We start from the raw sequence: 11736 nt of genomic DNA, 5'->3' as shown, positions 1-11736 counted from the left end.
TATTATCGGTTAGAAGGCAAACTTCCATTACGGGCGATCTAAGCGTGGCTTGATGCAATTTGAAGGCAAGAACTTGAGATATGTCCGTTGTCCCGCACGGCATTTGGGACCATCCGCAGCAATGCGAGCTCGCCGGTCGTAAACCTTGCAGCTAGGTGCGGTGGCAAGGGACCAGATGCCCAAGCTCACAGTCTGGTCATCTGTTTTCATTCAAAAAAATCATGCTCAAGCCGCCTTAGGTATGTCTTGCGGCGTGGCCTTCGGCAGCGCGTCGGCGGCCTTGCCGTCGCGGGGCAATCCGCGCCCCTTCGCGAGGCCGAAGATGGCCGGTATTACGATGAGGGTGAGGAGCGTCGATGAGGTCATCCCGCTGATCCATCGGCACTGCGATGCGCTGCATGATCTCAGATCCGTTGCCGGTGCTCCACACGTGACAAGCCACAAGGTCAGCGTTGCCTGGATCGACCCGCACTCCTATGGCGCGCCGCCTTTCGCGCTTATTGCGACCGCGCGGCAGGGAAACTAAGGTCAATGGTGCGCTTACAACTCATCCGACGTACTGACAAGTTTTTGCCAGCGATGGCGAGTGGCATGAGGATACGAAAGGAACGATGGAGCCAACACTCGTTGCTGAATATCGAGCGGGCGCTTGGGGGCGAAGCATCGACGGGGACAGCGGTGGTGGACAAAATTGAACTGAGGTTGTGGCGCCTTGAGCGGCATACCATTGATACAACATGCCCGTTCTGCAGGCAGACCCACGATAAGACAAAAGTAAGTGAAGCCATCTGTCCTCAAGATGGCGACCTGACGCTATGCTTCTGCTGCGGTCAGTTCTCCGCCTTTGACAGCGAGGCCATCTTACGCAAGCCGACCCAGAAGAGCTGCACAGGCTTCACTAGGCTCTCTTGCGCAAGGCGTATTGACCGCGTGGAAGGCGGCTAAGCAGCAATGACTTTTGATACAACCTGTCCGTTCTGTGGCCAACACCACGACGCCAACACCGCACTGTCGCAGCCTGACTTTCGTTCCGAAGACGGTGCCATCGCCCTATGCACCGCTTGCGGCCAGTTCGGCGTGTTTGACAGCAAGAAGCGGGGCGGGCTGCGCAAGCCAACGAGAAGGGAACGGCGGACCATTTCCGACGACCCTAACGCCCAAGAAGTGCGCACAGCCTGGGAGATAGTTAAGCGGCAATTATAATTTAGACGGGCAACGGCGCAATGGCGCAGGGTGCGGCGTTAACAGCCGCATCGACACCCCTGCCGGGAATTACCGTGACGGTCCGAGCCCGATCGTGCGGCACAAACAGATGCCTGTACGAACGACCGACGCGCGTCGCCCGCGCAACGACCGTCCAGAATCCACGAGCGCGCGCCAGAACCGCAACCAGCCCCCGTCGCCGCAGCCCCCAGCCGTGCCAAAAATTTAACAAGAGCAATTGGATGAAGCGTGCCGCAACACAGATACTGCTAGGAGCGGTGCAAGGCACCCGGTGACTAGGCTCACAGCCTGGTCATCTGTTTTCATTCAATGCTCAAGCCGCCTTAGGTATGTCTTCTAGCATGGCCTTCGACAGCGCGTCAGCGGCCTTGCCGCCGCGGGGCAATCCGCGCCCCTTCGCGAGGCCGAAGATGGCCGGTATTACGATGAGGGTGAGGAGCGTGGACGAGGTCATCCCGCCGATCATCGGCACTGCGATGCGCTGCATGATCTCAGATCCATTGCCGGTGCTCCACATGATGGGCAGAAGACCCGCCATGATCGCAACCACCGTCATCATCTTGGGACGGACGCGGTCGACAGCGCCCACGATGATGGCCTCGTGGAGATCTCGCTTGGTGAGGGCGCGGCCATGGCCGCTGCATTTAGCTTTCATCTCAGCTAGAGCATGGTCGAGATAGATCAGCATTACGACGCCGGTCTCGGCGGCGACGCCCGCGAGCGCAATGAACCCGACCACCGCGGCTACGGACAGGTTGAAGCCAAGCCACCACATCATCCAGATTCCGCCGACCAGCGCAAAGGGCAGCGAGAGCATGACGATCAAGGTCTCAGTCATGGCCCTGAAGTTTAGGTACAGCAGCAGGAAGATGATCGCGAGCGTGACGGGGACCACGATTTTCAAGCGAGCGGCAGCCCTCTGCAAATATTCGTACTGGCCGCTCCAGACCACGTAGTAGCCGGACGGGAACTGGATGGCCTCGGTGACGGCGCGCTGAGCGTCGGCGACGTAGCTGCCTAAATCCCGATCACGGATGTCGACGTAGATGTAGGTCGCGAGCTGCCCGTTCTCGCTTCGGATGGACGTAGGTCCACGCGCCGGCTCGACCTTGGCGACTTCGCCCAACGGGACGGCACCGCCCGCCGGCATCGGCACCAGGATGTCGCTGGCGATGGCCTTTGGATTGTCCCTGAGATCGCGCGGATAGCGCATGTTTACCGTAAAGCGTTGCCGGCCCTCGACGGTCGTCGTGACCATCTGGCCGCCGAGCGCGGCCGCAATGGTGTCCTGCACGTCCTGGACCAGGATCCCGTAGCGGGCGAGTGCCTCGCGGTCTGGCACGATCTCGAGATAGTACCCGCCGATCGCGCGCTCCGCGTAGGCCGAGGACGTGCCGGGCACGGTTTTGATGGCGCTCTCGATTTGCTTGGCTAGGCGATCTATCTCGACCAGATCTGTGCCCATAACCTTGACGCCGACCGGCGTGCGAATGCCGGTTGATAGCATGTCGATGCGGGCCTTGATCGGCATCGTCCAAGCATTGGAGACGCCGGGGAATTGCAGCGCCCTGTCCATCTCCGCGACCAGGCTGTCGATGGTCACGCCGGGGCGCCACTGCTCTTTCGGCTTCAGGTTGACCACCGTCTCGAACATCTCGATCGGCGCCGGGTCGGTCGCGGTCGCAGCCCGTCCCGCCTTGCCATAGACGGAGGCGACCTCTGGGAACGACTTAATGATCCGGTCCTGCGTCTGCATCAGTTCGGCCGCCTTGGTGACAGAGATGCCGGGCAGCGTCGTCGGCATGTACAGCAGCGTGCCCTCGTTAAGCGTCGGCATGAATTCGGTGCCGAGCTGCCGCGCGGGCCAGATCGTGACGGCCAGTACCGCTACGGCGGCGAGGATCACCACGATCTTCATCCGCAGCACGGCTTTGATCACGGGCCGGTAGGTCCAGATCAGGAAACGGTTGATGAAATTCCTGTGCTCCGGGACGATCCTGCCTCGGACAAAGATCACCATCAGCGCCGGCACCAGGGTGACTGACAGCAGGGCCGCAGCGGCCATCGCGAATGTCTTGGTGAACGCTAGCGGGCTGAACAGCCGCCCCTCCTGCGATTCCAGCGCGAAGATCGGCATAAACGATACGGTGATGATGAGCAGGCTGAAGAACAGCGCGGGCCCGACCTCGGAGGCCGCATCGATCAGAATCTGCACACGCGACTGATCTGGTTTGGCCCGTTCGAGGTGCTTGTGCGCGTTCTCGATCATGACGATGGCGGCGTCCACCATCGCGCCGATCGCGATCGCAATGCCGCCTAGGCTCATGATGTTGGACCCGAGCCCAAGCAGCTTCATGGCGCCGAACGCCATCAGGACGCCGACCGGCAGCATCAGGATCGCTACCAGCGCGCTGCGGACGTGCAGTAAGAACACGATGCAGACAAGCCCGACGACGATGCTTTCTTCGAGCAGGGTGTGCTTGAGCGTGTCGATGGCCGCATAGATAAGGCTGGATCGGTCGTAGACGGGCACGATTTCGACGGACCTGGGTAGGCTGCTCGCGATTTCCTTGAACCGCTTCTTCACATTCTCAATCACGTTGAGGGCATCGACCCCAAAACGCTGGAGCACGATCCCGCTTGCGACCTCTCCCTCGCCGTTCAGTTCGGCGATTCCGCGTCGCTCGTCCGGGCCCAATTCAACGTGGGCGACGTGCCGCAGCAGCACGGGCGTGCCGTTGGCGGTCTTCAGGACGATGTTGCCAAGATCGTTGATGCTTTTGACGTAGCCTTTGCCGCGGATGACGTACTCGAACTCAGACAACTCCACCGTGCGCCCGCCGACGTCGGCGTTGCTGGCGCGGATGGCGTCGCGGATCTTTTGCAAGCTGATGCCGCGGTCCCGCATCCGCTGAGGATCGAGAACCACGTTGTACTGCTTGACGAAGCCCCCGATGCTGGCAACCTCGGCGACGCCTTCGGCCTTGGCCAACGCGAACTTCAAATTCCAGTCTTGGATTGTCCGGGTGTCCGCCAAGTCCAATTCCTTGGACATGACGGCGTACTGGTATACCCAGCCAACGCCGGTCGCGTCGGGCCCGATTGTCGGTCTAACGGCGGTCGGAAGTCTCGAGGCAGCGCCGTTCAGGAACTCCATAACGCGCGAGCGCGCCCAATAGATGTCGGTGCCGTCTTCGAAGATCACGTAGACGAATGACACGCCGAAGAAGGAGAAGCCCCGCACCACCTTGGACTTCGGCACGGTCAGCATCGCAGTCGTCAGCGGGTAAGTGACCTGATCTTCGATCACCTGAGGCGCCTGCCCGGGGTACTCGGTGTAGACGATGACCTGCGTGTCGGACAGATCGGGGATTGCGTCCAGCGGAAGATGGACGAGTGCGTAAAGGCCGGCGGCGGCCGCGAAACCGGTGCCGAACAGCACCAGCAGCAGGTTGCGGGCCGACCATGCGATGACGCGGGCGATCATTTGTGATCTCCCATCGCGTAACCTGACGCGCCGTCCGACGGCTGCTGCGTCGCCTCAGCGAAACCTTTGAGCGCGGCCTTCAGATTGCTTTCCGCGTCGATGAGAAAGTTGGCCGAGGTGACCACCGCCTCACCGGCGGTTAGGCCGTCTCTGATCTCGATGAAGCCGCCGCCGCGACGGCCGACCTTCACTGCCCGCGGTTCGAAACGCCCCTCGCCCTTATCGACGAGAACGGCCTGGCGCCTGCCGGTGTCGAGCACCGAGCTCTCCGGCACCGCCAGCACCGGCGCACCATCCGCGGTGTCGATGTTGGCATCGACGTACATGTCGGGCAGCAGCGCGAAGTCGGGGTTGGCCAATTCGATCCGGACGCGGGCCGTGCGGGTGTCGCGGTTCACCTGAGGATAGATGACCGAGATCTTTCCCGAGAAGGTCCGACCCGAGAAGCTGCGGGGGCGTATCGAGACCGGCTGGCCGACCGTGATGCTACCGAGATCACGTTCGGCCACGTCCACCAAAGCCCAGACCATCGAGATGTCGGCGATCCGAAACAGCACGTCGCCCGGATTGGCCCGCATCCCCTCGATGGCGTTGCGCTCCAGCACGATGCCGTCGCGCGGCGCCGACCACTGCACGGTAACGGGCGCAACATGAGACTTGTCAATCTCGGAGATGACCTGCTCTGGCACGGCCAGATTTGTCAGCCGTTGTCGCGACCCGCGCCTGTACCTCTCTACACCGCCCACCGTATTTGAAGTGATCGTCGCCAGATAATCCGCCGCGGCGGAGGCAACCGCCGAACTGTAGATCTCCATCAGCGGCTGCCCCGCCTTCACGCGGGTGCCGGTGGTCACGTCGGCGACCTTCTGTAAGAAGCTTTCGGCGCGCATCGCGATCACCGACACCCGGCGCTCGTCGAGCTGGATGGTGCCGGGAGCCTTGACTGAGACATGGATCGGGAGCCGTTCGGTAGGCTCCGACTTCACTCCGGTGCGTTGGATCTTGCCGGGCGATAGCTTCACCGTGCCGTCGTCAACTTCGTCACCTTCGTAGACGGCGACGTAGTCCATCCCCATCGAATCCTTCTTCGGTACTGGGGACGTGTCCGGCAGGCCCATGGGATTGCGGTAATACATAATCTTTCGCGAGGGAACCGCCTGCTGCTTCGGCTTGAGGGGGTCTGGTGTGGCCTTCTCGTCGTCGTAGACCGGCAGGTAGTCCCGCCGGCTGTCGTTCTTCTTAGGACCTGCCGACCAGAGCGGCGCCCCGTCCGGATCGCGATAATAGAGCGGAGTTCGGTCCGTGGCCGCCGCGGTGGTCGGCTCGGCGTGAACGGACCGGCGTTCGCCGGCCCAGTACCCGAAGCCGCCGAAGGCAAGACCGCCCGTCAGTGCGAGTGCCGTCAGAAGACGCTGCGTGTTCATGGCGTTATCCAGCGCGCTGGGCGCGCATCATGTGAATTGAAAGAGGAGTGCGGGCACCGTCCAGCGGCGCCCGCAGGCTCACTTGGTCGCGTTGACGATCACCTTGCCGGTGACGGTCTCGGACTCGCCCTGCACCTTCGCGGAGAGCGTTACCTGATATCGGCCGGCCATCGGCAGGTCGGTCTTGAAGGCGTAGACACCCGGCTCCTTCGAGGGCAGCGGTGCGACCGCCGACTCCATCTCAGCCATACCGTCGGGAGCCATATCGACGCGGGTCCTGAAGATGACTGCGTCCGACACCGGCTTGCCGGTCTGCTTATTGGTCAGGCGGACGGCGAGCGTGACGTCGTCGCCCTTCTTCATCTCCGGATTGACCGGCTCGAAAGCGTAATCGCCGACGCCTGCCATGGCGGCAGAAGCGGCAAGTAAAAGGGTGGCGACAACAGCCGCGGTCGTGAACTTCGAAAGCATGGTCTTGTCCTCATGAATTGATCTTCCGCCATGGCGCTTCTGGCGCGCGCACGTCAGTCGTCGGCGCGAGCAAGCGTGCGCGCGCCGAATTTTGCGAGATCAGCTTCGAGGAGGTCGGAAGGGAGGACTGCTGCCGCAGTAGGAGAGGACCTGGTCGGCTGGAATTGCGATCTTGTCCGCGGCGACAGCGAAGAGCGCGAGTGCACCGGGCCGAACGTCACCTAGCGCGAGGGCTCCGCCGATGCAGCAGAAACCCATCCCGCACTTGCCGTCCTTGTGCGACTTCGTTCCCTTCATGGCGTCCGGACAGCAATCGTCCATCGACATGTCGCCGTGATCCGCCATGTGCATGGCGGTCTGCATGTCGTCCGACGGCATCGCGTGACCAACGGCGGCCGATGCGCCGAGCGGCAGCATCGCCAGCGAAACGGCAATTGCGAGTGCTAGAATGGTACGGACGAGCCGCATTCAATCTACCTACCTTTCGGGCGCCAACGGAGCTTGAGTAACATATCTGGGCGCAGAAACAGTCTTTGATCCCGCTCAAGCATTCGTGACCACCGAGTGGTTACCTATCCACCCGACCCACGACGTCCATCAGTTCCGCGATCTTGCGACGCTGGACCTCGCACTTAGAATGCCTACTGGGCGAAAGGCCGCTCGATAGCCTTCTTGGATCGAGTGTTCGGTACCTGTGACCTGCCAGGAACCCTCTAAGGGACTCAATAATAGTTGCGTCAAAATTACCTATATCGATTGAGTTTCAATTAGTTATCTGCATCGCGCCCATGTATTTTTAAACTGAGCATTAATTCAGACGACCAAAGAGAAACCGCAGCGCCCGAGCAGCACGCCGGTGACGGAGAAGCCGCTGCCGTAATCAGGCTGGGCCTTTAGGTCCAAGTTCGATATGATGCCGTGAAACGCGCGGGAGAGGCTCAATGACCAACGACCTGAAAGAACTTGTTGAGCGCACTCGAAAAATCGAGATGACGCCCGCTCAGTTGGGTGAGCAGCGCCGCAGCTTCGCCTACGGCAACACCCACATCGAGAACAAAGACATAACTCGTGAGATGGTCGCCGATCTGGATAAGAAGCTGCACGCCAGCGAATAGTTGTCACGGTGTCCGACGACCGGCATAGCATTGCCGAGACAGCATCACTTCTCAAAGACCCCGTCGAAATTGCACTGCGCGAAGCCGAGAATGGCATCAAGCAGTTCGATCTCGCACTCGAAATGATCCGGTCTTTTGTCAAGGACAAGGATCGGCCATTTCGATTGCGCGCAAGTCTGATCCTCTACTGCATAAAGCAGCACTTGAAGGCATTCATCCGCTGGCTGGGACGTGGCGCAATACCAAGGTGACCATCGGCAAAAGCGATCATGTACCACCGGAGACCCCATTCGTTTCCGACGAAATCCAGTACCTATGCGATTACGTATGAAAATTGGTCTAAGCCCGCCGATCACCTCGGCGCCTACGTGCTCTGGAAGCTGAACTGGATCCATCCGTTTGCTGATGGCAACGGCCGCACCGCACGCGCGGTGGCCTATGTCGTGATGAGCATCAAGCTCGACAGCTTGCTGTTGGCCGTCGTGAAGCCTGCGAGCTTCAATCCGAATCGTCCAATGCTCTGTCGGCTGGTTTCCAAGGTTTAAGGGAAGTAAGGATAAGGCCTAAGGGAGAGGGGTTTTATTTTCTCTTTACTGTCCGTTTCTGGACACCCCTCCCAGCACTGTATTTGCTTCCAAGCCGGACACAGCATCAACAGCGGCGAGCGCGATCCTCTCGGCGGGATAAACTTGATCGAATCTGTCGCTCTGCCTGCATCAAGCAGCCGCCGGCGGAGATATCCAGTCGATAAACTTTGGCAGCTATGATTGATGTTTCCCCCTTGGTTGAACCCGCACACGCCGGTTCGGATGAAATTATAAAGGCCATTAAGCCCTACGATGCCTGTCAAAATTAAGTAAACCGGCGTGGCTTCATGGTCGCCAGCACCACCTTATCGGTGACAGGTCAGGCGACAGCTAGGTCTCCTTCTTCGCCTTAAGAGCCTCCTCTTCTTCGCAAACGCGAACGAACTCTTTGTCATCAACCTCAATCTCAGCCTCGGGATCGCTTGGGAAGCGTTCGTGGTACTCCTCTTCCAGTTTCCGTAACGTTTCATCCAGCACATCATTAACCAGCGACCACTGCAGGCTTGATGTGTCGGGCCTGAGATACTTGTCGATTAACTCGGTCAGCTCGCGCTCGAAATTCATTTTGAAGATCAGATTTTCGCTGGGCATGTCTTTCCTCTTTATACGCCCTCGATGAACGCGCCTTTCCGTAGGCCGTGCCACGGGCACCCGCCAGAAGTGGCCTAGCAATAGGAGCGCGCCGCAGGGCCACATATCCAGCCGCGCTACGGGCCTCTATGGGGCGGTCACGGTGGGCCATCGCGGCTGATAGCAGTCGGCCCCCGAGGGGTATCGAGGGCCGTGTGCTTACCTGCCGTGGGGGCTTCGGCAGACAGCTTGCCGACCAAATTCTGGGCCGGCGAGGCATCCACCTAAGCATCCAGTTTCAGGCTTGCTACTGTGCTCTAGTATTTGTGATCTGGCCGCCAGCGGGCTCGCCACGTAATCTTGACTGGCCAGCCCGAGTCCCGACTATCTCGCCATCATGCACCCGTTTCCACCTTGCCTCCCTACCCGCGCAACCAAAGTCCCGGATCGGCCGGAATGGATTCACGAGTGACGGCAAGCGCGTGCGACTGTTCACGCGCAACGGTCATGACTGGACAGCTCGCTATCCGCGAATTGTCGCGGCGGCGCTGCGCAATCGAAACAGCTCGTTCGTCATCGATGGCGAGGCGGTGCTGCTGGACGCCGACGGCCACAGCGACTTCAACGGGCTGCACTCACGCAAGCACGACGCTGAAATCGAACTCTACGCTTTCGACTGCCTGGCGCTCGCCGGCGACGATCTCCGAGGGTTGCCGCTGCACCTGCGCAAGGCCAAGCTGGCCCGGCTACTCGCTCGGCGTGTGGATGGCATCCATCCGGCGTCCTTTGAGCAAGGCGAGATCGGCCCCAATCTATTTCAGCACGCCTGCCTGTTGGGGCTCGAAGGCCTGGTCTCTAATCAGGCTCCACGTGTCGCTCGTGCGCTACTCCAAATCCGACGGGCAAACTAGCTCGCTCCGCTGCGCCTCTCCACGGGCTCGCCAGCGGCCCATAGGCTGGCTTCCTCGATGACGCGCCGCCGATAATCAGAGAGAGGCTTGTTTTGCTCTGCCGCGAGACGGCGCTCGTCATGATTATGGCAGGGCACGATGCCGACGGTGTCGTCGGTGTCAACCAACTTGAAATAACCCCCCTCGAACAGCGTCCATATTTCCTCGTGCGCAGCTTCCATGCCCGTGCTGCCGGCTATGCCTACAGCGACGCTACAGAACAGCGCGTCGACGGTTTCGAGGATCGCGCCCAAATCATTGGCATCCATCATCTTGCACCCCCTGCGCTCTCCGCGCCATAAGTATTGGTTGACCGCGAGAAATTTCCCCGATCTCTCATTGCCAAGCCGCCGCGAAGCGGCGTCTGCTCTAATCTTAGAGTCTGGCGCGACCAGCGCCGGTCCGATTCCCCCTCTCCTCGACCTTATCCACACCGCCGATATCGGCTCTTTTGAAAATCTGTGCCCGTGGGGTGACAATTTTTTCCCCCTGTAGCTGACGAGATCGTGGCCCCCGCTTCAGCCAGGCCAACCATTCCACCGACACGATCCGGACGACGTTGGTCAGATTCTTCCGGCCGGGACGGGGGCGCTGCTCGGTCACTAATCCACCCCGAGACGCCATCCGGAGAACCCGCTGCGCCAGCTTCCTGCAGCACCCAGCACGAGCCGCCAGCTCGGCAAGGGACCGATCACAGACGCCATGCTGCAATACCTCATCGCCGACGATCCGGAGAACCGCCAGTTCAGATACCGTGAACCGGGCCGCCATCGCCGGCGGAAGAGGTCCGGAAGCGGCAAGCCGACGCCGGCGCTCGATCGACGCCTGACGATCTGGAGAACGCTGCTCTCATCACCGTCGCCATCTTCGGTATCGTCGGGCAGTCATCCAAAGCAGCGGTGTTTGTCCGGATGCTCGATGGCATCGAACCCGTCATCACCGACGAGATTAGGTATGCCGCATGTGAAAGGCGTCCGCCAAATTCTTGACGTCAAGACGCGCTGGCATCGACATCGCGTGCTCGGTGCCTCGGATGCAGTGCCGAATGCGGCCGATGTGCCCGGACCATCAAGACGATTATCACGGAAGCGCTCGGCACCCGTGCGTGGGAATGCTGCACGCCAGCAATCCTGAAATCGTAGCTATCAGCAAATCTGGATGCCCGGCCGGCGCCGCGTGCCGTCGCACTCATTTCGTATTCGGCTCATTTGCCCTTCAGCGCTATCTCGCCAAGACGGCGGATGGCTTTTGGCCTGGATGCCTTTGTCTCAGGCCTTTTCTCAGTCCACCCATCGGCGCTTTTACTGATCCGCGGCCGGCACTTTCCCGTCCAGCCAGTCTTGCTCCTCGGCCAAGGCCAGCCAAGCCGCCTCCGTGCGTTTGTAGCGGTTCTTCGAAGGCAAGTCCTTCGCCTCAGCGGCGAGTTCATCGCAGTTGCGGGCGTTCTCTCTGTATTCTTCCGACTTACTCAACATGCGTCGCTCCGGCGGATTCTATGACTGCTTTTTGGGCGGCAAAACCATTTCAGTGATTGTCAGGATCGTCTCTAAATCGCGCTTCATGCGAGTCTGGTCGCCGCTCCGTAAGGCGAAGCTGGCCAGAGTCTGGATATCAACCAACGCTCCCTCTAATGTAGGTTTTGCGGTCGGCTTGGTGTCACTCATTAAAACCCCTGTCGTGATCCTTTGATGATCACCTATGCGTCCCAGCGGCCATTCGATGATCCGCCAAACCATCTCGGCTTCTGCCGTTCGGCAAGACGAATGACGGATCAGGCGAAGATCGCTCTCAGAAAATTCGTAATCACCCATGCGATGGCGCCCGCGCTAAATGCCAGCATTGGGTCTGGCAATCCATCCGGCGCGATCTCGCCTCTCAGCCACTGCCAGAACTGGTGCATGTCACCCT

Annotated in this window: 13 protein-coding genes and 1 pseudogene; 4 read left to right on the top strand and 10 right to left on the bottom strand. The window is 60.4% G+C overall.

From position 1 onward, the window contains the following. Nucleotides 1–225: 225 nt before the first annotated feature. From AC1RT6_RS17940 to AC1RT6_RS17920, 5 genes and pseudogenes are all read right to left on the bottom strand, one after another. A pseudogene (locus AC1RT6_RS17940) lies at nucleotides 226–430 on the bottom strand (efflux RND transporter permease subunit); the annotation flags it as partial. A gap of 1107 nt (nucleotides 431–1537) precedes the next feature. Next, nucleotides 1538–4711 carry an efflux RND transporter permease subunit gene (locus tag AC1RT6_RS17935; protein WP_472791886.1) on the bottom strand — a complete coding sequence of 1058 codons (3174 nt, stop codon included), beginning with the start codon at nucleotides 4709–4711 and terminating at the stop codon, nucleotides 1538–1540. Further along, a complete protein-coding gene (locus tag AC1RT6_RS17930; RefSeq protein ID WP_472791887.1) occupies nucleotides 4708–6135 on the bottom strand; it encodes an efflux RND transporter periplasmic adaptor subunit in 1428 nt (475 codons plus the stop codon). The genes AC1RT6_RS17935 and AC1RT6_RS17930 overlap by 4 nt, the downstream gene beginning before the upstream one ends. Nucleotides 6136–6213: 78 nt before the next feature. Next, entirely contained in the window at nucleotides 6214–6606 is a 393-nt protein-coding gene (locus AC1RT6_RS17925; RefSeq protein ID WP_472791888.1) for a FixH family protein, read from the bottom strand. A gap of 99 nt (nucleotides 6607–6705) precedes the next feature. Continuing rightward, entirely contained in the window at nucleotides 6706–7074 is a 369-nt protein-coding gene (locus tag AC1RT6_RS17920; protein ID WP_472791889.1) for a hypothetical protein, read from the bottom strand. 473 nt (nucleotides 7075–7547) lie between these two features. Here AC1RT6_RS17920 and AC1RT6_RS17915 point away from each other — a divergent pair, with 473 nt between their 5' ends. Genes AC1RT6_RS17915 through AC1RT6_RS17905 form a run of 3 tightly spaced genes read left to right on the top strand, consistent with a single transcriptional unit; the run spans nucleotide 7548 to nucleotide 8266 of the window. Continuing rightward, on the top strand, nucleotides 7548–7721 hold the full coding sequence (locus AC1RT6_RS17915; protein ID WP_472791890.1) for a hypothetical protein: 174 nt from the start codon (nucleotides 7548–7550) through the stop codon (nucleotides 7719–7721). An 8-nt stretch (nucleotides 7722–7729) separates the two neighbouring features. Further along, nucleotides 7730–7972, top strand: a complete 243-nt coding sequence (locus AC1RT6_RS17910; protein ID WP_472791891.1) for a hypothetical protein — start codon at nucleotides 7730–7732, stop codon at nucleotides 7970–7972. An 18-nt stretch (nucleotides 7973–7990) separates the two neighbouring features. Further along, a complete protein-coding gene (locus AC1RT6_RS17905; protein WP_472791892.1) occupies nucleotides 7991–8266 on the top strand; it encodes a Fic family protein in 276 nt (91 codons plus the stop codon). A gap of 372 nt (nucleotides 8267–8638) precedes the next feature. On the opposite strand, the gene AC1RT6_RS17900 is transcribed toward AC1RT6_RS17905, so the two are convergent. Further along, a complete protein-coding gene (locus tag AC1RT6_RS17900) occupies nucleotides 8639–8899 on the bottom strand; it encodes a hypothetical protein (protein WP_472791893.1) in 261 nt (86 codons plus the stop codon). A 461-nt stretch (nucleotides 8900–9360) separates the two neighbouring features. Here AC1RT6_RS17900 and AC1RT6_RS17895 point away from each other — a divergent pair, with 461 nt between their 5' ends. Further along, complete coding sequence (locus AC1RT6_RS17895) at nucleotides 9361–9789, top strand: ATP-dependent DNA ligase (protein ID WP_472791894.1); 429 nt, start codon at nucleotides 9361–9363, stop codon at nucleotides 9787–9789. Here AC1RT6_RS17895 and AC1RT6_RS17890 read toward each other — a convergent pair. From AC1RT6_RS17890 to AC1RT6_RS17875, 4 genes are all read right to left on the bottom strand, one after another. Then, the gene (locus AC1RT6_RS17890) at nucleotides 9786–10100 is read right to left on the bottom strand and encodes a hypothetical protein (RefSeq protein ID WP_472791895.1); all 315 of its coding nucleotides are present in this window, start codon (nucleotides 10098–10100) and stop codon (nucleotides 9786–9788) included. The two genes, AC1RT6_RS17895 and AC1RT6_RS17890, sit on opposite strands and share 4 nt — an antisense overlap. Before the next feature lie 1029 nt (nucleotides 10101–11129). Continuing rightward, the gene (locus AC1RT6_RS17885; RefSeq protein WP_472791896.1) at nucleotides 11130–11303 is read right to left on the bottom strand and encodes a hypothetical protein; all 174 of its coding nucleotides are present in this window, start codon (nucleotides 11301–11303) and stop codon (nucleotides 11130–11132) included. 18 nt (nucleotides 11304–11321) lie between these two features. Further along, complete coding sequence (locus tag AC1RT6_RS17880; RefSeq protein ID WP_472791897.1) at nucleotides 11322–11639, bottom strand: hypothetical protein; 318 nt, start codon at nucleotides 11637–11639, stop codon at nucleotides 11322–11324. After that, nucleotides 11600–11728: a hypothetical protein gene (locus AC1RT6_RS17875; protein ID WP_493029565.1), complete on the bottom strand. Its 129-nt coding sequence runs from the start codon at nucleotides 11726–11728 to the stop codon at nucleotides 11600–11602. The genes AC1RT6_RS17880 and AC1RT6_RS17875 overlap by 40 nt, the downstream gene beginning before the upstream one ends. Nucleotides 11729–11736 lie beyond the last annotated feature (8 nt).

Source organism: Nitrobacter sp. MLSD-S21 (genome assembly GCF_058809865.1).
The sequence above is the reverse complement of the archived record's forward strand: the minus strand, read 5'-3'. Positions and strand labels throughout refer to the sequence as shown.